The sequence below is a fragment of the Acinetobacter sp. YQ_14 genome (genome assembly GCF_043102985.1).
Classification (GTDB): domain Bacteria; phylum Pseudomonadota; class Gammaproteobacteria; order Pseudomonadales; family Moraxellaceae; genus Acinetobacter; species Acinetobacter venetianus.
The window spans coordinates 87829-113176 of the sequence record NZ_JBICJJ010000019.1; the positions used below are offsets into that span (position 1 = coordinate 87829).

Sequence of the window (25348 nt, forward strand, 5' to 3'; positions counted from 1 at the left end):
TATTAAAATGCGTATAACGCTGTTTTCGCTTATTTAGGTAAAAATCGTGAAACTTGTACTCGCTCCGATGGAAGGTCTTACTGATCCAATCATGCGTGATGTGCTCACCCATGTTGGCAGTTTTGATTGGTGCGTGACCGAGTTTATACGTATTACTGATAGCATTCAGCCAGATCACATCTACTATAGCTTTTGTCCAGAACTGAAAAATGGCGGTAAAACCGCAGCTGGCACGCCTGTACATGTACAATTTCTTGGCAACAATCCAGACATGCTTGCTGCTAATGCAGCAAAAGTCGTTGAGCTAGGTGCTCCTGCAATTGATTTAAACTTTGGATGCCCTGCTAAAACAGTGAATCGACATCGTGGTGGATCAGTTCTGCTTGATGAACCAGAAACCGTCCATTTACTCGTCAAGGCTGTACGTGATGCTGTTCCAAAGCACATTCCAGTTTCTGCAAAAATGCGTTTAGGCTATTTAGATGAAGATCACACTCTAGACAATGCACATGCCATTGAAGATGCAGGTGCCAGTTGGCTTACTGTACATGCTAGAACCAAAGCAGATGGTTATACACCTCCTGCTTATTGGGAAAAAATTCAACCGATTACCAAAGCATTAAAAATTAATGTCATCGCAAATGGCGAGATTTGGAATAATGCAGACGCCAAAGCCTGTTTAGAACAATCTCATTGCCAAGACTTAATGATTGGTCGCGGTGCAGTAACCACACCAGATTTAACTTTGTGTATCCGCCAAAATAAAGACCAAGCAATTCTTTCATGGTTTGATTTAGTCGAATTACAGCAACGTTTCTTGAGTGGTCAATATAAAACAGAAATCGGAATGATTGGCCGTTATAAACAATGGTTGGGGATGATGACTAAAGCTTATCCAGAAGCACAAGAGCTATGGGGAAAAGTAAAAAAAGAGAAGCAGCTAGATAAAATTCTTGATTATTTAATATAAAAAAGGGAGAGCATCTCCCTTTTTTATTCTAAATTTACATACCACTAATTTTCATTTGAAGATTAGTGATGGAAGCTCCTTTCATTCCAATATTTCCGATTGAGTTATTCTGCAATCCATTAAAAATATTTGGATCAAGTGTACCTATTGTATTACCAAGTTTTACGTTGTTTAAACTTAAATCAAATTCATCGGTTTTACTAGAATTTCCAAACACAATACCGCCAGCCTCTGTATTTGTCGGCGCTTCTATTCCAGCGTAGAAACCGTTTAGCCTAAAACCTGTTGAACTATTTGTTGCTTTAAACTGTAAATCAAAACTAGCGCCTACAGGTGTAGTCGTTGAATCACCTGGCGTCGAATAATCAGAAACAAGCATCATATTACAACCTGTACCAGTGCCACAAATTGAATCAATTGCCCCACCAAACATTATCATTTTCCCTTGGGGAGCAGCCCCAAGTTGGATATTCATAGTAGGCTTATTCGACGCAACAAATTTAATATCAAAATTATCTTTTACTCGTAGCAGCTCTTTAACACCAAATTGCAATTTTATTGCACTAGAAATATCAAAAATTGATTTTCTATTATAAGAACTACCACTAATACTAGATAAATTATTCGCATCAGCTGTATATATTGAAAAAGGCTTTATTCTAAATCCTGTGTAATTTCCACTAAATGACAATCCAATATTTGCAAATGCTCCATTTGTACCACTACCTTTATCAGTATCAATACTTGCATTAATTGTAGGTAATGATGTATCTGCATTACTCGAATCAATGCCTACAATCGCTACGGGATTTGGTTTAGAGGCTGTAACTGGTATCTGCCCAGGAATCCCAGCTATAACCAGACCTGCACGATTAGTGTAGTTTGATGATGTATAGCTATTATTTGATAATCCATCGGTATCGATGATGCTAATCTGATTAAACTCGACCTTAGAGTTATTTACAGAAATATTTATCCCGTCTTGCCCAACAGTAGAAGATAAACTCTGATCATCCATTGGTTGCATTGCCATCGAGTAAGGACTCAATAACAATAAACATCCTAAAATATTCTTTTTCTTCATTGTCCTAATCCTTAAGACAAGCGCTTAAATAACAACCAATATTCTAGCATAGAAAAACACCATAACAATGCGTAGAAAATCAGAAAACAATAACTAATTTCGTGGAATAATACCCAATTGACTATTCAACCGACCACCTGTAAGTACCATTTCACCCAACCTTGCTCCTGCACCAGTTGTTGGCGGATATAAATTAATGTCCCGAGCTCTAAAAACCCCATCAGTTGAACGGTTTGGGTTGAACGTGAGCCCTGTATTAAAACTTACCATCCCCTCACCAGAACTATGACGACCTATAACAATAGCGTTATTGAATGCAATGTTACCACTTAAATTATCTAAACCTAGTGTAGAACCATCAATAGGATCACTAATTTGAATCGTATTATTTGATCCAGTCAATTCCAAGTTACCAACAATATTCAAACTGTTACCAGTACCATCTTCCTTATATTCACTATTCGGAATAAGAGAGAAATCTATATTTCCACCTAAACGCAATTTCAAACCGACTAACACATCATCCTTTAAAGCAAAATTATCAGATGGCGCGGTACTGCCATTAGCACAACCTATTGCACTTGCATTTTGAGCACAAGTTTTATATTTCGACCCAGGCAAATAACCTGCGGCTAATTCAGCAGACATTACAATAAGCATATCCTTTAAACTAAGATTTAAACTACCTTTTTCGACCCCAATAGTTCCCCCTCCTTTTAGAAGCATATCTATATTGCGCAACCCCATATAATAATTTGTAGGTTGAATGCCATTGGCACTGTTATTATCATTATCTCCACCATCAATCACTAAAATTGATGTGGTTTTATTTCCTTGTGCAACAAAACTACCATTACGGTCTATACCATCTGTACTCATTGCTAAAGAGAAACCTAAACGAGGAGTTTGACCAGTACCTACCACCGCTTTATTCCCACTCATATCATAAGTATATACTGTTGAAGCATCGGCAGTTGTTCCGTACATTGCCAAATTCGCATTCAAATTATAAAAAGGTAAAGCTAAACCCCATGTATTTAACTTATTAGTTGTAGTATTAGAACCGTCGTGCTCAATGATTGGTTGGTATCCAGAAGCTGGGTTATAAGTTGCACTATTTGTAAACCGGCCACGCCTAGAAATAGCTTGGAACTCTGCTCCGCGTATCGCAATTAGCATACTATATGGATTGGTGTTACTTGTGCCAGTATGAATATTCTGGGTATAGTCTGATGCGCTTGTTAAATAACTACCACTAGTACCACCAAAACGACTTGTTTGGAACATGTAATTTGCTGGTAATAAAACTGATTTTGTATCTACTAAATTGATATAAACATTTCCACTATCAAAAGAGCCACGAGTTCCTGATTGCAACCCAGTTAAGTTACCAAACTCAAAACCATATGTGTTTAGACCAGCTCCACCTATCTCCAATGTTGTCGCGTTGCTTTTTTCAGCCGCACTAAGCACCCCATCCATGTTCGTGTCTAGCATCATATCACTATCAGTAGTAAAATCAGCTTTCATGCGAAATCCAATACCAGAACTTCCAATAATATTTCCACCTAAACTAGAGGTACCTGCACCGTTATTTGCAGTTCCTAAAATATTTGTGTTATTAGGGTTTCCATATTGTCCAGTAGCAATAATAGGACTTGAAAGTGTGCCGCTGTCAATGCCTCGTACTTGTAATGAACCATTAACCATTCGGCCACTTGCGCCTACTCGAATTAACCCCACAGCACCAGTAGGGCTTTTTGTATCAGCTGTTACTGCATATCTAGTATTATTATTGGTATTATTTACGTTTTTATTCATCATAAATTCTAAGTTCAGACCAGCGTTGGTCGCCTTATTTGAACTATTCTTATAAGATTGTGCCGTAATAGCAGCACTACCGCTATCTTCAACTCTTGTAAAATCTACATAACCTAAACTAGAACTTGGTTTGTCACTTATTAAAGCATTTGAAGTACCAACAGCATTCGTTTGAATTCGCATTCCTTCTTTATCATCAACATACATGACACCTTTACCTAAGAAATTGAAGTTTAAATTCTTAAGAATAAGCTGGTTTAACTGACTATTTACATCTACTTGCCCTAAATAAATATTTATATTTTTTAAACCAAGAACCAAGCTAGATTGGCTTGTTTTACTAAACAATCCATCTCTAGTCTGAAAAGTAAGGCCTATTGGCGAACTTGTTTGTATACCTAAAGTACCAATTGGATCACTACAACGAGCTGCTGCCTCAGTGTCACAAACTTTGAATGAATCCACAGTAATTAAAGAAGGGTTACTCGACAACTCTAAATCTAGCCCAGATTTTCCAGCTTCACTCCCAATATTTATTTTGTAATCGGTACCTAACGTTAAAGATGAGGCATTACTTTGCCTAATTTTAAAACCTTCTGCTATCGCTCTTAACTTTGAATTTGTAGCACCACTACTGCCTCTACCAGCATCATCTTGCCAATAGAACTGTTGAACATCTACAGCATCATAAGACGTAGAAATATGAATACCATCTTGACCATTTACACTTCTCAAAGCACGGTCATCTAAACTTTGTAAAGCGAATGCACTATGGCTCGCTAACATTAGACTTACTGCCAAAGTCGTCATTACAAAACCTGTCATCTTCTTATTTTTCTTCATCTCTTCAATCCTTTGAAATTTGTTTCATATTCAGATTAACAACGGGGATGACTACTATCACAACTAAACATCTTAATATTACCTTGCAATGCTAAATTACCATTCATTTTCAACCCCATAAAACCAGTTTCCTTACCAACATCATAAGTTGAGTTCGGAGCAGTCGCTGAAGTATAAGTAGTTGCTTTTAAATAACCATAATCTTGTGCAGGAGTTGAGCCAGTTACATTTTCAACTACTTTTCCAGTCGCATCTATGTAACTTGTAAAATTATCTTGCTCAATGGATAAAGCATTAAAACCTAAATTACGAATTAAAATAGGTAAACTCGCATCAAAGCTAAATTGCATCGCAGGTTTTATTTTATCAAAACTATTTGTTCCATCTGTTTTATAAACTAGATCAACTCCATCTAAGCCCATTTTCTGTAAATTAATAGTTCCTTGTATACCTTTGAAAACTAACCATAATCGATTCGCTGGATTAGCCTGCGTTGGATCACTAACTGCCAAGCCATTTTTTACAAAACGCTTATTAATTGATAAAGCGAAATGACAATAACCTAATCCTGTATTATTGGCAGCGGATTTATCACAAACTCCACCAATACCATCATCAAACTGATAAGTATTTGTATGATTAAGTGACATCAATAGAGAGATATCAGCGCCAGCCTGACCTTGAATAGATTGAAGCTCAAGATTATCTAAAGATTCAAGATCAGCATAAGCCACACTAGTAACAAGAGATAAAAGAGTAATGGTAATATGTTTTATCATCACAGTCTCCTTATAAACCTTTCGTTGTTAGCTTGAGATGTTGGATTAATAAGCCATCAATAACAGCAGAACCGAGGTTATTTAATGGACCTATATTTGCCAAAGCTGGCGCCTGATTCGTAGAAGGCATAACATAACCAGTTGTTCCATTTCCTGCACCAATAAATCCATCAAGTGTCACATTCTTGGCAGTTAGCCAAGCAGAAGAATTAGCCCAATTCCGATTTGCTATAGTTCCATACATTGGTGTAGTACCAGAAGTATTAGTACATCCAGCGATTCCACCTGAACAAGTTGCCGCATCATTTGGCTTGACTCGTGGATCAATAATCACCCAATTCCCGCTACCTTGATTGTATTCCCATTGATATAAGTATCCTGGGGTAGCAGAACAGCTTCCCCAAAGAGCTCCACAACTATACTTCTGTCTCCAAGACTCAACATTCTGTTGTCGTTGTTTATAACGCACTTCCGTCATTGTTGTTGAGCGAGTCCCTGATACCGTGTTTGCTAAATTAACCATTGAACCAGCTGTTGCACCAGAAACCTGAGTTGCTGTTGAAATAACCCGACCAAATGAAACACCAACAGCTCCTTCACTTTTATCAGCTAATAATGTCTTTCCACCATCAGGACTATAAGCGGTACCAATACTAATGCTACTATGTGTTGCGTTATCGCACTGATAAACATTACAAGTCGAACCTTCATAACCATTATTTGTATTAAAATAATCTGTATAAATCTTTTTATATATTGCAGGCTTATTTGTAACACGGGTTAACTCTATGCTAAAGTTTTTTCCATCTGAGCCTAATATAACAGGTTGATAAAGATTACCTAAAACTAAATTAATATTTGGGTAATATAAATATAACCCTTCATTATCTGAAAAATTTGGTGCAATAGGATTTGTAGAATCTAGGGCTGGCGTGTATAAATTATTTGCTCGGTTTGGAGAGTCTGAAGTCTCTCTAGTACTTAATCTCAGCACCTTACTAGTATCATTAAAATTACTTCGCGTCTTATTAGATGTAATGGAATCAGTACGAGTTCTCTTTTCAACATAATATCGACATCCAGCACCAACACCTAATGCAGATGTACTAGATGTATTATTACAGTCGCCTGTCGTTGACGTGCTTAACGTCGAGTTTGCTCCAGCATGAACCACTTGCCATCCATTATTGGTACCACCATTAGCATAAGTTTGACTCGAATTCGTTACGTTTTCAGTAATTATTGAAGTATTTTGACTGTTTCCTGTATTCAAACGTATTAAGCCAGACATCCCTAGTGTATTATTATAAAAAGGACTCATTCCATCTATTGCTGTGGCACCATTTAATGTCTGGAAAAAACTTAACTGACTACCATTCACACTAAATCCATTGATAACGCCTTGCAATCGCAGTCGGTTTGCTCGACTAGGGTCAATTGTTCCAATCATTCCATTTGTAGAACCATATTGAAATTGAGAACCATCAGTAATAGTACTACTTACATTTGGATTTCTAACAAAAGCATCTGCCCATACACCTAATTTCAAATTATAAGCATCTAAGCCTTCAGTACCATCTATACTTGGTTGATATAAGGGCGCCTCCAAGGACAAGTAAGTTACTGGATAAACAGAATTGTCCGATTTATTGAAATTCGGAACGTTATTATTTGTTTGAGCTTTAAGCACCCAAGGATTAGCCACCGTTCCCCAACTAGAGATCGTAGCTGCAGACTCTGATGTTGCAATACGAGTATTTGCATTACCATCCGATTTAGATAGAGCTAAACCGTATAAAAACAAATCTGCTTTACCTACTGCATGGTCTTCCGCACCAATAGTACCGTTCCCACTGGTGTCAGCGGCAGCTAAGCTCAGAGGTCCCACAGGCATATAGTTGATATATCCCGTATCTTTACTTCTGTCAGTCAAAATTTGAGTTATAGTCTCATTCGGACCAGCTCCACGAAAAACCATGTAAGTATTTTGTGGTAAAATTGCAATGCCTTCACCAGTTGTATTACTCAAACTAGCATCAGACAATTCCTCAAATGCAAAACTAAATTGGCTTGAACAAAAACCAACTAAGCTTGCTAAAACGGTTTTTTTAAACCTTACCGTATAATTAAGTGTAGTCATCTTGACTTTCCTGTTTACACGATGCTTTGCACCATATTTATTTTTCTTTCATAATCCTTGTTTTTTCTAGGTGATCTATTCCTTTTCACCTTACAAGGGACAAATCAGAATTTCCTGCCTAACTTAAGGCTAGAATATGATCAAATCTCAATCTTAGCAAAACTTTAATGTGCCATAACAGTTAGGCGCAAAAGTTTGCTTCTGTAATACAATATTCGTTAATGTCATTGACGCTGGCGTTGCACCTGCTAAATCGACAGGACCAACATTTAGCGTACCAGCCAAACAGCTAGTTGCTAAAAAACCACACTCCACAGCGTTACCATCTTGGTTTAAATATTCACTCACTTTACCCAAGGCCTCTACAATAGTTGGCATCGCAATTTCAACATTGCCCGAAGGTGTAATCTGCCCAATATCAATTGGGTTTGTAAGTTCTAGCCACCAACCTGTTTGTGCTACTGATGCTGCGTCTGGCCACATAATATTTACCCCCTGCACACCTAAATAGCCCGCAGAACCATTTAATTGTGCTGCGTGAAAGTAACCTAGACTTTGATTAATAGTTGCCTTTACACTTAAATTATTTACTGTTCCATTGACATCACCAGCGATTGCGACAGGTATACCCAGCAGGGAGGCAGTTGCATTCATTGTACCACTAATAGCAATTCCGCTTACCGTTGCATCTGCCAATAAGTTCACAGAAGAAATTCGCTTACCAGTGATCGTTTGTTGTCCCATTGTTAAGCTACCCGATCCTGCACCCAAATTCAAATTATACGAGTTAGATGTAAATGGTGCAGTGAACCCATTTCCAATGACTGTAGCTCGACCTGTAATAGCAGTATTTGTTTCTGCTTGGGTAATACCATAAAAAGGATTAGTAGTCACTGTACCCGTTGTAGGTTTTGTCACCATATAACCACTCAAAGAATTGATTCCTGTAGCGGCATCTCCATTTTCTAAGCCAAAGGTCAATAGTCCATCTAGTGATTTTGCACTTAATCGAAATCCTTGGATTTCACGAGTAGATGCTGAATCTGGATTTTTTATAGCAAACTCTAAAAAAGGGTTTGTAATGATGGCAGAAGTAGAAGCTCGCTCATCTCGAGTACTATCTACAGTGCCACCACTCAAACTCAAATAATCAATATCAATATCACAAGCTCCAGCACCATTAACCCCTCCACAACCAAGCTGCAGCTTCTTTATATTCGCATTAAGCTCAAGCTGTGCATCTAAAGCTAACCGATAAAAACCCATATTACCGTTATAACTAGTGTTACTATTCGTATCATTTGGAGAAATATAGGATAGGCTCATCAATGCCTGCCCTGTTGTAGCAGACATCTCACTATCACTCAGACTCTGCAAACCTTCGGAGGACGCATAGGCAGAATTTAGGCATACACTACCCAACGCCAACATAGCAAAATGTAGAGACTTAAACCGCCGCATAACGACCTCCGTGTTAAACTTCCATATGTTCTTTTTATTACTTGTTTCTGTTTGATCAAATACTCACTTATAGCCGTAGTAATTTCCGTGATCCTGTACAAAAACAAATCAAATTATAATGATTGTATCTTATTTTTGATTAATTGCTAGCTTCATTCGTCTGAAGAATTATTATGATGAATGAAGAATTTTTAAAAATCATTGTATTAAAAAACCCATCATTTACAAATGATGGGTTTTTTAATTTAAGTCTTAGGTAAAGTCACACCTGTTTGACCTTGGTACTTACCACCACGATCTTTATATGATGTTTCACACACTTCATCGCTTTCAAAGAAAAGCATTTGGGCGACACCTTCACCCGCATAAATACGCGCTGGTAAATTTGTTGTGTTTGAAAACTCGAGTGTTACGTGACCTTCCCACTCTGGTTCTAAAGGTGTTACATTTACAATGATACCGCAACGCGCATAAGTTGATTTACCCAAACAAACAGTTAAAACATTGCGTGGGATACGGAAGTATTCAATTGTACGCGCAAGAGCAAATGAGTTTGGTGGAATAATGCAAACATCAGACTCAATATCGATAAAGCTTTTATCATCGAAGTTTTTTGGATCAACAATTGCAGAATGCACATTTGTGAAAACTTTAAATTCACGCGCACAGCGAACATCATAGCCATAGCTAGATACCCCATAAGAAATCAACTTATCTCCGTTTTCTCCGAAACGAACTTGATTCTCTGCATAAGGTTCAATCATGCCGTGTTTTTCGCTCATTTCACGAATCCAACGATCAGATTTTATTGCCATGACTTTTATCCAAAATCTTAATGAATGATTGGCGGCTACTTTAACGCAAAACAGCAACAATGAAAATAACAGCTCAGGACTGTTGCTATGAATACTGCAATATCGTTTATAAATTAATTAGTGCGGAATAACTGATTGGGATGGAAAAGCTAACCAAGATTACCGAAGCTGTGCGTTGTAACTTAGACTGTGATAACCATTTTACTTTATTGGTAGCTAACATTGACCCAACATAAATCCAAAATAATGCAATCGGCAAAATCAAGCCTACAAATACACTTATATGTAAGAGATAAACCTCTTGGTCTTTCCATGCTAAAGCTGGAAAAATTGCTGATGCGAATAAAAGAGCTTTGGGATTTAACAATGTCGCGCACAACAATTCACGTGGTCGAATCGTGGGCTGATTTAATGCCACATGTTGGTTTGCAGTACGCCATAACTTCACAGCTAGATATAAGATATATGCTGCACTCATCAACTTAAGAAAAGCTGGAACTAAAGGCAAAGTTGCTGAAATTTTACCTATGAATAAACCCCAAACCGTAATTGCCAAAATATAGCCTATCGCTTCTGCTGGGATAAGTAGAAGTGATCTTTTGATACCAACTTGTACACCTGAAGATGCAAGCAGAGTGTTTGTTGGACCGGGAGTAAATAATATGGTTATAACTAAACCAATAAAAAACCATGAAATCATCAAATGACCTCACTAAAGGATTATTTGAGATTAATCCAATTACAAATTTATAGCAAAAAAACAACTGTAAGCACTTATATCCTTATTGCTTCAATCATTTACCAACTATTTATTTTATTTCATATTTATGAATTTCAAGCAAAAGCTACTCAATAGTCATTTATTTAAAGGTGTTTAATAAAACGTCTATGTAAAGATTACTTTGAAAATTTTCTTATATTTTATAAAGATAATGACCCTGAAAAATTTTTAAGTTTTATCTAAGCAAATAATGTTATTTTATAATCATACAGCGATCATGCTTTTATCTTATGTCACCATTTCTTTATGCCTAAGCAATTCTTTCATAAGTGGCTACCTTCATCTGAAAAGGTTGCAAGTATTAAGTTTATGCGAATTTTTGGTCAACAAACCTTAAATCCATTACTTTGGTACGTAAATCGCCACTCGATTGCAAAAGCAATGTTTATTGGAACATTTTGGGGAATTCTTCCTGTTCCATTTCACAGTCTATTTATTATATTGACTGTTCTTTGGTTTGAGGTAAATTTACCAATCGGTCTTTGCATGGCTTGGTTAACCAATCCTTTTACAGTGGTTCCCATTCTCTATCTAGGCTTTTGGTTTGGTACTAAGATCTATCATGTCAACATGATCAATAAAGAAATGCTACTCGGTGTACTTCACCAAATCGTAAATTGGATTAAAAACTTCGGTCATGGTCATATTGATTTTAGTTTAGCGAAAATTTTAGTGTCTGGTTTAGTGATTGAAGCCATATTATTTGCAATTATTTTCTATGTTCTTACCCATGTTATTTGGCGTTTTCTTGTCATTAGAAGCTGGAAAAAAAGAACTAAATATCAAAAAGAAGAGACCGCTTAACAATCCCTCCTTATTGTTCTATTAACAATTAATTCGTTTGACTTTTCGCTTTCATATATTGTTCGACCACATCGAGAACATAATCCTGACACGCCTCTCCAGTCGCAGGATCATATGCTCCATTATTGGTAATGTTATTGGATAAAATACGAATACCTAGAAATGGAACATTAAATTGTTGAGCAATCTGTGCAACAGAAGCCGCTTCCATCTCCTCAACAGAAGTTCCATATCGGGTATGGAAAAAATTAATTCGATCAAGCTCATTATTCCACACATCTGCGGAGCCAATCGTACCCTCAACAACTTGACCTTTTGCGTAGTTCACTTTGGCTTTATAAGCAGCAAGAAGTAAGTCGCCATCCCCTTCAAACTTTCTGATCGCAATTGGCTCAGGATCTGATTCATCATCGGGTAACACATCAAATGCTTCATTCCACGTCAGTGAGTCTGAACCTCCACCAACAGGCTGTTTAGGCGTTCTAAATGCACCGATATTGGTTGTGTATTTGCCTAGGACAATATCGAATACATGCAATGCTGGATCATGACCACCAGACGTTCCTTGATTAATGATAGCAATTGGTTGATAGCGCTGAATTGCAATTGCGGTCGCAGCAGCCGAATTACTCATGCCCATTCGAGTTTTAGAAATAATGACGGGATAACTCTTATATGTTCCCTTCCAAAATTTCCAACCACCAATGGTTTCAATACTTACATTATCTAGTTTGGCAGCCATGCTTTCAGACTCTACAGGCAAGGCACCTTGTATAATGATTGGCTGTATTTGCTTTAGTTGGGGAGATGATGAGCTAGATGATTGGTTGTTATTATCATTACACCCACCAAGAATTAATGCACTACAAACGCTTGTGATAGCCATGATTCGCTTAAACAACATGATTTGCCTATAGACTTGTAAAAATAGCTTACAAGCAATCTGTATACCAATTTTTAGATTTATAAATTATTTTAAAACAAGTAAATAAATAACTTTTTTAATCAAATAGTAAAAACCCAGCTTTATTCGCTGGGCTTTATTAGGTCATTTAAAATATGCGTTTATCATCACGTTGGCGCTTGGGTAATTTATCCATTTGCACCATAACGGCTTGTGCTATGTTCATATAACTATCTGCTGCCTCATCTTGGGCAACAACGCTTGGTTTACCGTTATCGGCATTTTCACGAATTTGAACGTTCAAAGGTAAACGTCCGAGCAATGGAATCTCGTATTGTTCAGAAAGCTGATCACCCCCACCCGTACCAAAAATTTGCTCTTCGTGACCACAGTTAGAACAAATATGCGTAGACATATTTTCAATCACACCTAACACGGGAATGTTAACTTTATTAAATAGCTCAATACCTTTAGTTGCATCCATAAGTGCAACGTTTTGTGGGGTTGTTACAATCACTGCGCCTGTTACTGGAATACGTTGCGCCAGTGTAAGTTGAATATCACCTGTACCAGGTGGCATATCAATTACAAGCACATCCAAATCAGGCCAAAGGGTTTGATTAAACAATTGCATTAATGCCCCTGTTGCTTTCGGCCCACGCCAAGCGACAGGTGTATTATGTGCACCAATTAAATGTCCAATCGACAAAACCGCCATGCCATAGGCATCAATAGGAACAAAATTTTCATTTTCGATGAGCGGTGTTCTACCTGCATTACCCAACATCGTTGGAATACTCGGCCCATAGATATCAGCATCTAAAACGCCTACTTTTAGACCTAACTTTTGTAATGCAAGTGCAAGATTTACAGTTGTTGTAGATTTACCTACACCGCCTTTGCCTGATGACACCAAAATCACATTTTGGATACGAGGATGCGCCGCTACATCACGTTGCTGTGGTGCTGCTTTTTGAATCGGTGGATTGTTTGGATCAACTTCTGCTTTTGGAGATGCATCCATCACAGGTGGAAGATTGCTATTTTCAGCTTTTGGCTTAGATGAACAACTGTGCCCTGCTTCGCCATGAGCTGCATGTTTCTGTTGAATAATATGTAGATTCAACTCTTGAATGCCGCATTTCTCTAACGCATCAGCGAGATCATCATGGATCTGTTGTAAATAATCTTTTTCTTCAGGATAAGTATTGATCGTTAGCTGTAACACCCGACCTTCTACATTCACTTGGCTAATGCGATCTTTTAAAGCGTTGCTAGAGTTAGGTAAAACATAGTTTTGGAGAACAGTTTGAATATCATCTTCCTTCACTTCTTGTGCTGGTGAAAAAACAGATTTTAAGGAAGAAAGCCACGACATTTTGTTTACTCCAAAAACAGATCAACGTATCACTGAGTGTGGCTAGTGTAGCAGTATTAGAAAGTTGAAGCTCATATCCAGAAAGATAATTGCTCATTTTTTAGAGCCTATGTATTTCCAGAATATGAGCTTGAGAAAACATTAATAAAAATAAATTAAGGTTAGCCTTTAAATTTATTCAATGTGTCTGATGCCGCTTTTTTGAGATCATCTAGCTTATGACCTGCTTGAGCTTTGAGATCATCAAATTTCGCAGAGGCTTCATCTTTCAATTCAGCAGCTTTTGCTTTTGCATCATCAAACTTATGACCAGCTTCTTCTTTCAAATGATCAAACTTATCTTGAACATTGTGTTGTGTATCTTCAAGTTTGGCTTTGATTTCATCTACTTTACTTGAAAATGCTTGTTTGCCTTCTTCGTTTTGCTCAGATACATCTTTCTTCAAGTCATCTAAAGCTTTTTCACCTTTCAGCTTCAATTCCTCAGCTGAATGCTTTAAATCATCTACGGCTTTCTCGCCTTGCAACTGAGCTTCTTTCGCTTTGTATTTCAGATCATTACCTAATTCATTTGCTTGAGTTTTTAATTCATCAATTTTTTCGTTTGTCATGTTCATTCCTCACTATAGCTAAAAAACATATTGTTTGGATCAGACTCATTTATAACGCGTTTAAAGGATGTTTTCGCTATTCGCTGCAAATTGAAACAAAGCAAATACAGGAAGATTCAAATACTTTTCCGATCACTACACTTCCACATTAAAGCTTTACAAAACAAGATCTAATTGTCATTTACTCAGCAAAAAATCATCTTTTTCTATTTGATAAAGTACATGCCAAGATAAAGGATGATCCACTGCCAAAGCTGGATGTTGGAAGTCTTTCACATATGTCATATTGAGCTTTTGCATGACTGATTGAGACTTGGTATTTTCGAAAGTCGTAAATGAAACTACTTTTTCTAATGCCAATTGATCAAAGGCAAATTTTAAAGCAGCCTGAGCCGCTTCCGTCGCATAGCCCTGTCCCCAATACGCATGATCTAAACGCCAACCGATTTCTACACATGGCGAAAATGAAAACTGTGTTGCTTGTTCATGTAAACCAACAAAGCCAATGAATTGATGCGTTGCTTTTAATTCTATCGCCCAAAATCCCCAACCTTGATGATCAATGATGTCGTGGAATTTATCAATCAATGCATCACTTTCAGAGCGTGACAGTAACTTCGGAAAATACTGCATCACTTTGGGATTCGCACTCATCTGAGCAAAGTACGGATAATCCTCTGGCAACCATTGGCGCAAAATCAGTCTAGGCGTTTCGATCATTTTTAGAACCATCAATTATGAATTAAAAACTATTAACAATATAAGGGGATAGATCAGATATACTTTTGCTCATATCAAAATCATAGTCCTTGTCTATAGAACTGTATATATGAATGAAAATGAACTCTTAGAAATTCAAAATGAACTGCAAGCTCAAGAAAAGCGTTTGAAGTACATCCTTTCAAGTAAAAGAAGAATCCAAAATATGATTCTTTCGTTTGAAGGAGATTTGGCTGAACAACTGATTCCAGTCATTCACCATGAAAGTAAAGATTATGCTGGCATTGAAAGTAGTTTAGCGCTTTCGATTTGTTGGAAATTTTCTAAAGTTGAGTTCCCAAAAACTGTTCATTGGTGCAGTGAACTCAGCATCAGCAATTTAGAAATTAAAGATGAATTTACCGCTGCAATCAAAGCGCAAGCTTGGTTAGGGACGCTGGGCAGTGATGAACTTTGGCAAACGCCTTTATTTGCTGAAATTACAGTTGATCCTAAAACCAATAGCTTAAAGAGCTATCACATTCATTTCTTATCTAAAGGGAAAATCATCTCTTTAAGAAAAAACTCAAAGCAGAGTGTGACGGTTAAGCAAATGCAGAACATGTGATCCTTCGGGGCACATGTTTTAGGCTTGAGTTTTAATACAGATTAGAATATCTCTTTCCTTTTATTCTCTAGCACAAAATAACAAGCATTCGCACTCATACATCCCAAAACCATTAAAAACAAAAGTGCAAAATAAACCATCAAACCAATAAATAATACTGAGACATCAGTCTGATCAACTTGAGCTTCTAAAAAAATCATTAAAACGAATGACATCCACACAATAAAAAGAACCAAGCCCGATTTTAAAATTTGAACAAGATCGAAAATCTTTTTCGGCAACTTCAATACCGCCAATACAATAGCGTAAGCAATAAAGCCAATTAGCCATAAAATCGGTGTCAGATAGACCATAACTTCAAATCCTCGGCTCGCTAGGCGTGTCACATGATCCTGCTGAACATATAAAAATACACAGAAAGGAATAACAAAACTTAAAACAGACACCAAACTCGCAACCAATGATGCACAGACTAAAGACCAAGATCTCATTTTTATTTTCCATTCTTTGATATTGTAATTATTCTCAATCAAACAAATGTGCTTTGATTGAAGCCAATGTGAAGATTGCATGAAGTCTTAAAACGATGAGATCACAATAGGATTAAAAGATTTCCCTGATTCATTTGTGCAAGTCTGTCCTAAGTCATGTAAAATCATCTGCCTTGCAAATACGAATGAGAGAACAATATCCGTGCGTAAAATTTTAGTCACCAATGCCCTACCTTATGCCAATGGTCCAATCCATATGGGTCACTTACTCGGTTATATCCAAGCAGATATTTGGGTTCGTGCGATGCGTGCAATGGGCCATGATGTGACTTATGTATGTGCGGATGATGCTCACGGTACTGCGATCATGTTACGTGCTGAAGCGAATGGGATTAGCCCAGAAGCGCAAATTGCCAATGTGCAGAAAGAGCATATTCGTGATTTTGATGGTTTTGGCGTGCATTTCGATCATTATGATTCAACACATAGTGATGCAAACAAAGCACGCGCTTCTGAGATTTATATCAAAAACCGTGAAGCAGACAACATCGCAGTTCGTCCTGTAACCCAGTTATTTGATCCTGAAAAAGGCATGTTCCTATCTGACCGTTTCATCAAGGGCACTTGTCCGAAATGTAAAGCGGAAGATCAATACGGCGACTCATGTGAAGTCTGCGGTACGACTTACAATGCAACCGAATTACTGAACCCTCGCTCAACGCTAAGTGGTGCAACACCTGTTGAGAAATCTTCAGACCATTATTTCTTTAAGCTGCCAAATTTTGCAGAATATTTACAGAAGTGGACGCGTGACGAAGGCCGCTTACCTTTATCCATTGCCAACAAACTTGATGAATGGTTTGACGCAGGTTTAGCGGATTGGGATATTTCTCGTGATGCACCTTATTTTGGCTTTGAAATTCCAGATGCACCAAATAAATATTTCTACGTTTGGGTTGATGCGCCGATTGGTTATATGTCGAGTTTTGAAAACTACATTAAAACTAAACGCCCTGATCTAAGCTTCGATGATTTCTGGAAAAAAGATTCTGAAAATGAAGTCTATCACTTCATCGGTAAAGACATTGTTTACTTCCATGCACTGTTCTGGCCTGCAATGCTTGAAGGTGCAAACTACCGCACGCCATCAGGTTTATTCGTCAATGGTTTCTTAACTGTAAATGGTCAGAAGATGTCGAAGTCTCGCGGCACATTCATTAAAGCTGAAACGTATTTACAGCATTTGAATCCTGAATATTTACGTTATTACTTTGCCTCTAAGCTTTCAGACAAAGTTGAAGATTCGGATTTGAACTTAGATGACTTCGTTCAAAAAGTGAATTCTGACCTTGTTGGTAAAGTGGTGAATATTGCCAGCCGTTGTGCAAAATTCATTAACACCAATTTCAACAATACGCTTTCAAGCACATGTGCAGAACCTGAACTTGTGCAAAGCTTTATTGATGCGGGCGATTCAATTGCTCAAGCCTATGAAGATCGTGAATTTTCTGCGGCGATCCGTGAAATCATGGCACTTGCGGATAAAGCGAATCAATATATCGACGAGAAAAAGCCATGGGCACTTGCTAAACAAGAAGGTCAAGAACAACAAGTTCATGATGTATGCTCAGTCGGCATTAACTTATTCCGTCAGCTTGCGATTTATTTAGCTCCTGTTCTTCCGACACTTGCGGCTCAAGTTCAAGCATTCTTACAACTTGAAAGCTTTAACTTTGCATCACGTCAGCAAATCTTAGTTGCTCATGAAATTGCTCAATTCCAACCGCTTATGCAGCGTGTTGATCCTAAAGCAGTTGCAGCCATGGTTGATGCATCTAAAGACTCTTTAGCTGCTGCGGCAGAAGCACCAAAAGTGGAAAAGAAAAAAGAGAAGAAAGTCGAGAAGAAGCCTGAGCCTAAAGTTGGTGAAGCTGAAATCATTGGTATTGAAGACTTTATGAAAGTTGACCTCCGTGTAGCAGAAGTTTTAGAAGCTGCAACGGTAGAAGGTTCTGATAAATTACTTCAACTCACTTTAAATGTTGGTGAAGCTGAACCACGTAATGTATTTAGTGGTATTCGTGAGTTCTATCAGCCAGAAGACTTAAAAGGCAGATTGGTAGTGATGGTGGCTAACCTTGCACCTCGTAAAATGCGTTTTGGTATTTCTAACGGTATGGTACTTGCAGCTGGTAATGGCGAAGGTGTTTGGGTGATCTCACCTGAATCTGGTGCTAAAGCTGGTGATAAAGTGTCTTAATATATAAAACTGATGTAAGGGTTTCTTCGGAAGCCCTCTTTTTATTTCTATAATTCAACCAAAATATTAAATGAACGATAAATACATTAGGTAAAACATGTTCCAGAGAATAATCACCATCTTCTTTTTCAGCATTTTTTCTTTTCAAATTGCTTTAGCTCAGGAAATTCAATCTCAATTTAGCCCTCAAGTACAACTTGCTAAAGATCAAGTTCAATTAATATTCAATACTTTATTTCAATCGGATGACGAGAATCAAAATATAAAAGTTGATCCTACATTAAAACAGCTACTTTCAGAGAATAATGAGGAGAAGGCAAAAAAATATATCGATCAACAACAAAACTTATTTTTAAAGCAGATGAATCGCTATATCAAACAAGGAGACTCAACTGCATCTGTTGCACTTTTAGAATTTGCTCTATTTTCACAAGATTCAGCGTTAAAAGAACAAATCGATCTTAAGCCAATTCAAAAGCTTTCCGATCAAAAGGATGCTTATGCAAGTTATTTGCTGGCGCAATACTATTCAAGTACTGAACAATACATCCCCTTACTCGAAAAAGCAGGACAGCAAGGTTCTGTTGCTGCACAAATGACACTTGCAGATGAATATGGATTTCGACTGCCCCTTGAACAGCAAAACGCCAAAAAAGCTGAGTTTTGGGCAAATAAGGCCAAACAGAATTTAGGTGAGGCGACCTATACTGAGCAGAAATGTGCACTGGCAAATTGTGATCTTGAAGAGTTTGAAATGGTGGATTTTTCCAAGATACCTCAGCAGTAAAGCCATACGCTAAGACAAGAACATCCGATAAAATCCGCTTACAAAAGCGGATTTTTTTCTGCGCTCAAACACCCAATTTTATTTGAATTCATGGTAAAAAAGTTTTTCTCTAATAAATGTAATGATTCTATGAAAAAAACTGCCCTCCTCCTTTCTGTCTCATTCTTGAGCAGCTTCCCTTTACTCAGCCATGCAGAAAAAACCAAAACTTTACCAATCATTGAACAACAAAAACAGGTTGCTGGTTACTACCAATACCAAGCAGGTGACATACAAATCACTGCCCTGCTAGATGGCACTAACTTTATGTCGCCAAACTTATTTAAAGATATTTCTCAACAACAAGTGCAACAAATTTTGAAGAAATACTATGCAGATCAAGAGAAAGGCGTACAAACCTCAGTAAATGCTTTCCTCGTCAATACAGGGAAATCACTGGTTTTAGTCGATAGCGGTGCAGCCAGTTGTTTCGGCGCACACTTAGGTTCTGTTTTAACAAACCTAAAAATATCAGGCTATCAACCTGAACAAGTCGATACCATTCTACTCACACATTTACACCCCGATCATGTCTGCGGCATCAGTAAAGATGGCGTCGCAAATTTCCCTAATGCGACAGTCTATGTATCAGATGATGAAGCAAAATATTGGTTAGATTCGAAACAAGCAGCAAAACTACCGAAAGAAAAACAAGCCAATTACTTAGGTACAGTTGAGAAAATTAAACAAGCGATTGCGCCTTACCAAGCCAAACAACGCTTTAAAACTTATAAACTCGGTGACGACATTCAAGGTTTTAACGTCATTAACACGGCTGGACATACACCGGGGCATTTTAGCTATGAGCTAAAAACCAAAGGTGAATCTGTAGTTTTTATTGGTGATATCGTACATTCTCATACTGTTCAGTTTGATCGGCCTGAAACTGCAATCGAATATGATATTGACCCGAAAAAAGCCGTTGAAACTCGCTTAAAGCAATTTGCAAATTTTGCTAAAAATGGTCAAACTATTGCTGCACCACATTTACCATTTCCGGGTATTGGGCACATCTATTCAGCTGATGGAAAAAGCTATCAATGGATTCCAATCCATTTTAAAGATTAAGTGGAATAAGCAGAATTTAACCTATAAAAAAGCGACCTTGTTGGTCGCTCTTTTTTATTACTTCATTCCAAAAATCAACTTCAAACCAAGCAGCGTCATTACCCCACCCGCTACACGATCAAAAATCGCTTTTGATTTCAAATAGACTTTTCGTGGCCCTTCCGCAGATAGTGCAACAGCGACTAAGGAATACCATCCTGCATCAATAAAGAAGCACAGCATTGGCAAAACCACATAAAAATAAGTTGGAATTTCTTTCGGCAACAATGCAGTGAAAATACTTGCCAATACGATTGCAATTTTGGGATTACTTAACTGTGTGATCAAGCCTAATCGATAAGCTTGCGCAAAACTCATTGTTTGAACTGAGTTATCAGCTGTTTCCATCGGTTCTTTAGCATGTTTAATAATTTTATAGGCCAGCCAAAGCAAGTAGAGACCACCACACACTTTTAAAATCAGGTACGCTGATGGTACAGCCAATAAAATCGCCTGTAGCCCCATGACCGCTAAAAACCCAAATAATGCCGCACCTGTACCCGTGCCAAGGGCTGTAAATAACCCGTGTTTACGTGAAATCGCAATTGAGTTTTTTGCCACATAAATAAATGTAGGACCGGGGCTAATTGCACCAAGCATAAGTGCCAACGCAATCGAACCTAAAATCAATAAAGATTCCAAGATAAACCTCAAGATTAGAAGAATTTTCCAGCGAATATTTTACTTTAAAACTACTTTTTAGAGATAGAAAAATTTTTAGAGAAAATCATTAATTTTTCTGAAAAGATTTACTGATAGATTATAAATATTTTTAAAATCTTAAATTTAGAGTAAAAACTCAATTCTTTTTTCTGTTTGAATGGTTAGAACATAACACAGTCTAATGCTGAGTTTATAAAATATCCGTTTTTTCCATAAAACTAATTTTATGATCAAAATTTATAATATTTTTAATTGTAAATTTCATTTATTTTCCACAACATAAAACCCATAATAAAATTATGGTTTTATCCATTTTATCAAAAAAACAATGAGGCACATCAGATGCAAAGTAAAAAACAGAACACATTAAATACTTCAAAATCACATATCTGGATTGTTGGCGGCGGTATTGCAGGTATGGCTGCTGCTGCATTTGCCATTCGAGATGCAAAAGTGCCAGCACAAAATATTCATATTTTAGAAGAGCTAGACGTTTCTGGTGGCTCAATGGATGGCGGTCATAATCCGCTCAATCCTAATCATGCATGGGTAACTCGTGGCGGGCGCATGCTCACAGATGAAACCTATTTATGTACTTGGGACTTATTTTCGACGATTCCATCTTTAGAAGATCCAAATACCTCAGTTCGAGAAGAATGCACGCAGTTTAATGAACAAATCAAAACCCATGCTCAAGCCCGTTTGATTGACTCAAAACACACGATTTTAGATGCTGAGAAATTGGGGCTGTCGACCATGCATCGGGCTCAAATGCTTAGACTGCTTGCCCTAAAAGAAAATCGTATCGGTAGTCGTCGTATTGATGAGTTTTTAGATGACGCATTTTTTCAAACCAATTTCTGGCGAATGTGGCGCACCACATTTGCATTCCAGAAGTGGCATAGTGCGGTGGAACTACGTCGTTATTTCCTAAGATTTATCCAAGAACTGCCAAGAATCCACACTTTAGCAGGTGTTAAACGGACTAAATACAATCAATATGATTCTATGATTTTGCCATTACAACGCTGGTTAGTTGAACAAGGCGTTGATGTTCGTTTTGGCAGCTATGTCACCGATGCAGATTTTAGTGAAGATGCACAAACAGGTGAACGTAAAGCAACTAAACTTTATTTAAAAGTTCCAGAAGGTACTGAACAGATTGAACTTAACACTGAAGATGTTGCACTGTTTACACTTGGTTCTATTACGGCTGACTCACGTTACGGCGATAAACATGATGTCCCTGAACTGATTCGAGATCGACAAGATCATGGGTGGAGATTATGGGAGACATTAGCGCAAAAAGCACCTGACTTCGGTCGACCTATGACGTTTTATGGCAATGTCGATGAACATAAATGGAAGTCATTTACACTGACAATGCATGATGATGTGCTGCTGAAACGTATTATTGCTTATACAGGCAATGAACCTGGAACTGGCGCATTAATGACATGGTTTGAGTCTGGTTGGCATCTTTCTGTGGTCGTCCCTGCTCAACCCCATTTTGCAGACTTACCTGAAGGCAAATTTACGCTATGGGGTTATGGTTTTGAAATCGACCATATCGGTGACTACATTAAAAAACCAATGAGTGAAGCGACAGGTCAAGAAATCTTAATCGAACTGATCCAGCAGCTTGGTTTTGACGATATTTTAGATCATGTACTTGCACACACGGATATCACAACCGTCATGATGCCTTATGCTTCTGCGCTTTTTGCATGTCGTAAAGAAGGCGATCGTCCACTTTTGATTCCTGAAAATGCAGCAAATTTTGCATTCTTAGGTCAGTTCGTTGAACTTGAAGATGATGTAGTGTTCACAGTCGAATATTCAATTCGTGGAGCGATGCTCGCCATCTATGAATTATTTGGTGTCGATCGAGAAGTACCTGATATTTATAATGGATTGCTTGATCCAAAAGTTGGGTTAAAAGCTTTAGAAGCGGTCTTCCACTAATCAAATGATAAGGAATAGGTCAGCTCTGACTTATTCCTTAGTTTCTATTTAGACAAAACCAGATAAACAACTTCACTGGTAAACGAACCATCCGACTGAACTTGATAATATTGTTGGGCTTGATCAGATGCTTTGCTTTGTAAATATCGAATGGTCTGCACAGCATGAGCTGGTGTTTGCATGCGTTCCGTCCAACTTTGAAACTCTAAATTCAAGGATTGTTTTTCAATCATTTCAACTTTAAATCCTGCATATTCTGCAAAACGCATCCATTCTTGCAAACTATAATTTCGAACATGACTCGGATCACGAATCGTTTCTATCGTCTGAAAAAATGTATCAATAACAGGATGTGAATTGCCCAAAATATCAATAATAATAGCTTTACCTGATGCTGTTAATACACGGTGCATCTCACTCATGGCCTGCGCGACATTTTGCCAATGATGCGCTGAATAACGGCTAATAACACAATCAAAACTGCCATCGGCAAAAGCTAAAGATTCTGCTGCACCTTGCTGCCCTACAACATTTTGCAATCCTTTTTGCTGTGCTTGAGACACAACTAATTCAACCATCGACGGTGTTAAATCATAGGCTGTTACTTGTTCTACAAACGGCGCAACTTGATAGCTAACATGACCACCACCACAGCCTAAATCTAAAACTCGTTTTAATTGATGTGCTTGAATACACTGCTGCATTTTCTCAAACTCGATGCCCTGTGCATGCACTGAACTATTTAAATAAGCTTGAGATTTGTCTTGATATTGCTGCTGATTAACATGATGTTGGGTATTCATTATTATTCCAAAAAAGAATCGTGGTGCTTTTTAAAATAGCCAACTCATTAACCAAATAAAAATGATGAATTTTAATAAAATTAATAAAAATAATTTATCAGTCAAAACCCGATCAGACTTGCTGCAACATTGATTGCAACTGCCAAAATCACCGTATTAAAAATAAAAGCCAGCACACAATGAAAAATATTAAGATGCCTAGCTTGAGAACTGGTAATCGAAACATCAGCTGTCTGCGCCGAGGTACCAATGATATAACTAAAATAAATGAAATCGAGATAATCAGGTTGTTCTGTTTTTGGAAACTCCAAGCCAGTCTCATCTGAATGACTTTTTGCAAGGTAATAATCATGCGCATAATGAATAGCAAATAAGGTATGTAATAACAACCATGTAGAAAAGATTGTCCCGATTGTTAGTAAAATTAGAATACCTTTCAAGAGAGCATCATCTTTGGGAACATGACTCAACTGCACCACAATTGAAATAAAACACACGACAATCGCGATTAATACAGCGACCAAGATCATCCATTTGCCTTCATCTTGCTGTTTCGCTCGCTCAAGAATATGTGCCGCGTCTAAATGCCACATCATTTTCAGCGTCAAAAATAAATACAGCCAAATCGCAATATTCCATCCCAGTTGCAAGCATGTTGCCCAATGCCACTGAGTAAAAAAATGCAAAACTGCATAAATCAACAAACCCAATGAAAAAGTTGCTGATAAATATGGGCGGTGCTTCACCCCTCTGGCAAAACGAGATGCAAATGCTCGCATGATCGACCTATCTATTATGTTTTTACTAAAATTATTTCTTCTATTTTTAGCACTGAATCTCGCTGAATAATTGAGTTAAAAGCTTTCTTTTACTGAAACTAAACAAAATAAAGAAATGCTCCATATTTACATCGGACAAAAATGTCCGTTAAATATTAGTTAAGTTTCTAATCGAATTTCTCTCATGGTCAAACGTCAACAATTGGCAGCTCACAATCGTGATGAATTACTGAATGCTGCTGAAGAAGTCTTCAGAGTACAAGGCGTTCATGTGCCATTACAGGTGATTATTGATCATGCAGGTGTTGGCCGAGCAACCTTTTATCGAAACTTTGCCGATCGTAAGGCACTGATAGCAGCATTATTAGAACGTGCAATTACACGTTTAGAGCAAAGAGCACAGGCTTTGATGCCCTATGACGATGGTTTCATTCGTTTGATTGAAAGTAATTTGGAACAACTTCCTCAGCTCGTTGTACTGATTGATTACTGGCGCATTATTGATCGCCAAGACCCAATCATGCTAAATATTTATGAACGGCGAGATAAAGCATTACAACCACTCATTGATCAAGCTATACAACATCATTTATGCCGCCCTGATTTAACCACGCAAGATTTTGCGATGATCACGGCGATTTTAGGTTCTTCATTTCAAGGACATACTGCTGCCGATCAAGTTAGGCTCGCTAGACGTGCAATAGAATTATTATTAAACGGCATTAAAATTTAGTTC

At 37.7% G+C, this 25348-nt stretch carries 23 protein-coding genes; 8 read left to right on the forward strand and 15 right to left on the reverse strand.

Annotated features, from left to right (window positions below):
• The first annotated feature begins 46 nt into the window (after nucleotides 1-46).
• Nucleotides 47-970 (forward strand): tRNA-dihydrouridine synthase, encoded by a 924-nt coding sequence (locus ACF8D3_RS09320; protein ID WP_286990066.1) that lies wholly within the window; start codon nucleotides 47-49, stop codon nucleotides 968-970.
• A 34-nt stretch (nucleotides 971-1004) separates the two neighbouring features.
• Here the strand turns inward: ACF8D3_RS09320 and ACF8D3_RS09325 are convergent, their stop codons facing one another.
• From ACF8D3_RS09325 to ACF8D3_RS09355, 7 genes are all read right to left on the reverse strand, one after another.
• Nucleotides 1005-2054 carry a DUF6160 family protein gene (locus ACF8D3_RS09325; protein WP_392471237.1) on the reverse strand — a complete coding sequence of 350 codons (1050 nt, stop codon included), beginning with the start codon at nucleotides 2052-2054 and terminating at the stop codon, nucleotides 1005-1007.
• A 93-nt stretch (nucleotides 2055-2147) separates the two neighbouring features.
• The gene (locus ACF8D3_RS09330) at nucleotides 2148-4718 is read right to left on the reverse strand and encodes a DUF6160 family protein (RefSeq protein ID WP_286942622.1); all 2571 of its coding nucleotides are present in this window, start codon (nucleotides 4716-4718) and stop codon (nucleotides 2148-2150) included.
• A 35-nt stretch (nucleotides 4719-4753) separates the two neighbouring features.
• Nucleotides 4754-5497: a hypothetical protein gene (locus ACF8D3_RS09335; RefSeq protein WP_286942620.1), complete on the reverse strand. Its 744-nt coding sequence runs from the start codon at nucleotides 5495-5497 to the stop codon at nucleotides 4754-4756.
• Between the two features lie 10 nt (nucleotides 5498-5507).
• A complete protein-coding gene (locus tag ACF8D3_RS09340; protein WP_286942618.1) occupies nucleotides 5508-7637 on the reverse strand; it encodes a hypothetical protein in 2130 nt (709 codons plus the stop codon).
• A gap of 153 nt (nucleotides 7638-7790) precedes the next feature.
• Complete coding sequence (locus ACF8D3_RS09345) at nucleotides 7791-9098, reverse strand: hypothetical protein (protein ID WP_286942616.1); 1308 nt, start codon at nucleotides 9096-9098, stop codon at nucleotides 7791-7793.
• A 245-nt stretch (nucleotides 9099-9343) separates the two neighbouring features.
• On the reverse strand, nucleotides 9344-9913 hold the full coding sequence (gene dcd, locus ACF8D3_RS09350; protein WP_004881246.1) for a dCTP deaminase: 570 nt from the start codon (nucleotides 9911-9913) through the stop codon (nucleotides 9344-9346).
• A gap of 106 nt (nucleotides 9914-10019) precedes the next feature.
• The gene (locus tag ACF8D3_RS09355) at nucleotides 10020-10613 is read right to left on the reverse strand and encodes a LysE family translocator (RefSeq protein ID WP_075316058.1); all 594 of its coding nucleotides are present in this window, start codon (nucleotides 10611-10613) and stop codon (nucleotides 10020-10022) included.
• Between the two features lie 327 nt (nucleotides 10614-10940).
• On the opposite strand from ACF8D3_RS09355, the gene ACF8D3_RS09360 reads away from it, so the two are divergent.
• The gene (locus tag ACF8D3_RS09360; protein ID WP_004881250.1) at nucleotides 10941-11498 is read left to right on the forward strand and encodes a DUF2062 domain-containing protein; all 558 of its coding nucleotides are present in this window, start codon (nucleotides 10941-10943) and stop codon (nucleotides 11496-11498) included.
• Nucleotides 11499-11526: 28 nt separating this feature from the next.
• Here the strand turns inward: ACF8D3_RS09360 and ACF8D3_RS09365 are convergent, their stop codons facing one another.
• The 4 genes from ACF8D3_RS09365 to ACF8D3_RS09380 form a co-directional block, all read right to left on the reverse strand.
• Complete coding sequence (locus ACF8D3_RS09365) at nucleotides 11527-12402, reverse strand: 5'-methylthioadenosine/S-adenosylhomocysteine nucleosidase (RefSeq protein ID WP_075316059.1); 876 nt, start codon at nucleotides 12400-12402, stop codon at nucleotides 11527-11529.
• A 148-nt stretch (nucleotides 12403-12550) separates the two neighbouring features.
• Nucleotides 12551-13780: an iron-sulfur cluster carrier protein ApbC gene (apbC, locus tag ACF8D3_RS09370; RefSeq protein ID WP_019385095.1), complete on the reverse strand. Its 1230-nt coding sequence runs from the start codon at nucleotides 13778-13780 to the stop codon at nucleotides 12551-12553.
• Between the two features lie 161 nt (nucleotides 13781-13941).
• A complete protein-coding gene (locus tag ACF8D3_RS09375; protein ID WP_004881255.1) occupies nucleotides 13942-14391 on the reverse strand; it encodes a hypothetical protein in 450 nt (149 codons plus the stop codon).
• Between the two features lie 177 nt (nucleotides 14392-14568).
• Nucleotides 14569-15111, reverse strand: a complete 543-nt coding sequence (locus ACF8D3_RS09380) for a GNAT family N-acetyltransferase (RefSeq protein ID WP_286941102.1) — start codon at nucleotides 15109-15111, stop codon at nucleotides 14569-14571.
• Nucleotides 15112-15220: 109 nt separating this feature from the next.
• Between ACF8D3_RS09380 and ACF8D3_RS09385 the strand changes: the two genes are divergently transcribed.
• The gene (locus ACF8D3_RS09385; RefSeq protein WP_286941105.1) at nucleotides 15221-15718 is read left to right on the forward strand and encodes a hypothetical protein; all 498 of its coding nucleotides are present in this window, start codon (nucleotides 15221-15223) and stop codon (nucleotides 15716-15718) included.
• Between the two features lie 41 nt (nucleotides 15719-15759).
• On the opposite strand, the gene ACF8D3_RS09390 is transcribed toward ACF8D3_RS09385, so the two are convergent.
• Nucleotides 15760-16209: a hypothetical protein gene (locus ACF8D3_RS09390; protein ID WP_286941107.1), complete on the reverse strand. Its 450-nt coding sequence runs from the start codon at nucleotides 16207-16209 to the stop codon at nucleotides 15760-15762.
• Nucleotides 16210-16411: 202 nt separating this feature from the next.
• Between ACF8D3_RS09390 and metG the strand changes: the two genes are divergently transcribed.
• The 3 genes from metG to ACF8D3_RS09405 all read left to right on the forward strand — a co-directional run bounded on the left by metG (nucleotide 16412) and on the right by ACF8D3_RS09405 (nucleotide 20363).
• A complete protein-coding gene (metG, locus tag ACF8D3_RS09395) occupies nucleotides 16412-18469 on the forward strand; it encodes a methionine--tRNA ligase (RefSeq protein ID WP_286941110.1) in 2058 nt (685 codons plus the stop codon).
• Between the two features lie 97 nt (nucleotides 18470-18566).
• A complete protein-coding gene (locus ACF8D3_RS09400; protein ID WP_392471239.1) occupies nucleotides 18567-19256 on the forward strand; it encodes a sel1 repeat family protein in 690 nt (229 codons plus the stop codon).
• A gap of 129 nt (nucleotides 19257-19385) precedes the next feature.
• Nucleotides 19386-20363 (forward strand): MBL fold metallo-hydrolase, encoded by a 978-nt coding sequence (locus ACF8D3_RS09405; RefSeq protein ID WP_286941114.1) that lies wholly within the window; start codon nucleotides 19386-19388, stop codon nucleotides 20361-20363.
• Between the two features lie 57 nt (nucleotides 20364-20420).
• Here the strand turns inward: ACF8D3_RS09405 and ACF8D3_RS09410 are convergent, their stop codons facing one another.
• On the reverse strand, nucleotides 20421-21047 hold the full coding sequence (locus ACF8D3_RS09410) for a LysE family translocator (RefSeq protein WP_372595739.1): 627 nt from the start codon (nucleotides 21045-21047) through the stop codon (nucleotides 20421-20423).
• Between the two features lie 309 nt (nucleotides 21048-21356).
• Between ACF8D3_RS09410 and ACF8D3_RS09415 the strand changes: the two genes are divergently transcribed.
• A complete protein-coding gene (locus ACF8D3_RS09415) occupies nucleotides 21357-23030 on the forward strand; it encodes an oleate hydratase (RefSeq protein ID WP_286941124.1) in 1674 nt (557 codons plus the stop codon).
• A 44-nt stretch (nucleotides 23031-23074) separates the two neighbouring features.
• Here the strand turns inward: ACF8D3_RS09415 and ACF8D3_RS09420 are convergent, their stop codons facing one another.
• Complete coding sequence (locus tag ACF8D3_RS09420) at nucleotides 23075-23833, reverse strand: class I SAM-dependent methyltransferase (RefSeq protein ID WP_061393329.1); 759 nt, start codon at nucleotides 23831-23833, stop codon at nucleotides 23075-23077.
• Nucleotides 23834-23934: 101 nt separating this feature from the next.
• Nucleotides 23935-24612 (reverse strand): DUF1345 domain-containing protein, encoded by a 678-nt coding sequence (locus ACF8D3_RS09425; RefSeq protein WP_286941118.1) that lies wholly within the window; start codon nucleotides 24610-24612, stop codon nucleotides 23935-23937.
• 184 nt (nucleotides 24613-24796) lie between these two features.
• On the opposite strand from ACF8D3_RS09425, the gene ACF8D3_RS09430 reads away from it, so the two are divergent.
• A complete protein-coding gene (locus ACF8D3_RS09430) occupies nucleotides 24797-25345 on the forward strand; it encodes a TetR/AcrR family transcriptional regulator (protein ID WP_286941120.1) in 549 nt (182 codons plus the stop codon).
• Nucleotides 25346-25348 lie beyond the last annotated feature (3 nt).

Bases quoted from the DNA above. Each gene is read 5' to 3' on its own strand.
- ACF8D3_RS09375 (WP_004881255.1), bottom strand. From the start codon at position 14,391: ATGACAAACGAAAAAATTGATGAATTAAAAACTCAAGCAAATGAATTA.
- ACF8D3_RS09430 (WP_286941120.1), top strand. From the start codon at position 24,797: ATGGTCAAACGTCAACAATTGGCAGCTCACAATCGTGATGAATTACTG.
- ACF8D3_RS09360 (WP_004881250.1), top strand. From the start codon at position 10,941: ATGCCTAAGCAATTCTTTCATAAGTGGCTACCTTCATCTGAAAAGGTT.
- ACF8D3_RS09425 (WP_286941118.1), bottom strand. From the start codon at position 24,612: ATGCGAGCATTTGCATCTCGTTTTGCCAGAGGGGTGAAGCACCGCCCA.
- ACF8D3_RS09365 (WP_075316059.1), bottom strand. From the start codon at position 12,402: ATGTTGTTTAAGCGAATCATGGCTATCACAAGCGTTTGTAGTGCATTA.
- apbC (WP_019385095.1), bottom strand. From the start codon at position 13,780: ATGTCGTGGCTTTCTTCCTTAAAATCTGTTTTTTCACCAGCACAAGAA.
- dcd (WP_004881246.1), bottom strand. From the start codon at position 9,913: ATGGCAATAAAATCTGATCGTTGGATTCGTGAAATGAGCGAAAAACAC.
- ACF8D3_RS09345 (WP_286942616.1), bottom strand. From the start codon at position 9,098: ATGCGGCGGTTTAAGTCTCTACATTTTGCTATGTTGGCGTTGGGTAGT.
- ACF8D3_RS09330 (WP_286942622.1), bottom strand. From the start codon at position 4,718: ATGAAGAAAAATAAGAAGATGACAGGTTTTGTAATGACGACTTTGGCA.
- ACF8D3_RS09420 (WP_061393329.1), bottom strand. From the start codon at position 23,833: ATGAATACCCAACATCATGTTAATCAGCAGCAATATCAAGACAAATCT.
- ACF8D3_RS09355 (WP_075316058.1), bottom strand. From the start codon at position 10,613: ATGATTTCATGGTTTTTTATTGGTTTAGTTATAACCATATTATTTACT.
- ACF8D3_RS09325 (WP_392471237.1), bottom strand. From the start codon at position 2,054: ATGAAGAAAAAGAATATTTTAGGATGTTTATTGTTATTGAGTCCTTAC.
- ACF8D3_RS09405 (WP_286941114.1), top strand. From the start codon at position 19,386: ATGAAAAAAACTGCCCTCCTCCTTTCTGTCTCATTCTTGAGCAGCTTC.
- ACF8D3_RS09400 (WP_392471239.1), top strand. From the start codon at position 18,567: ATGTTCCAGAGAATAATCACCATCTTCTTTTTCAGCATTTTTTCTTTT.
- ACF8D3_RS09385 (WP_286941105.1), top strand. From the start codon at position 15,221: ATGAATGAAAATGAACTCTTAGAAATTCAAAATGAACTGCAAGCTCAA.
- ACF8D3_RS09390 (WP_286941107.1), bottom strand. From the start codon at position 16,209: ATGAGATCTTGGTCTTTAGTCTGTGCATCATTGGTTGCGAGTTTGGTG.
- ACF8D3_RS09340 (WP_286942618.1), bottom strand. From the start codon at position 7,637: ATGACTACACTTAATTATACGGTAAGGTTTAAAAAAACCGTTTTAGCA.
- ACF8D3_RS09335 (WP_286942620.1), bottom strand. From the start codon at position 5,497: ATGATAAAACATATTACCATTACTCTTTTATCTCTTGTTACTAGTGTG.
- ACF8D3_RS09380 (WP_286941102.1), bottom strand. From the start codon at position 15,111: ATGATCGAAACGCCTAGACTGATTTTGCGCCAATGGTTGCCAGAGGAT.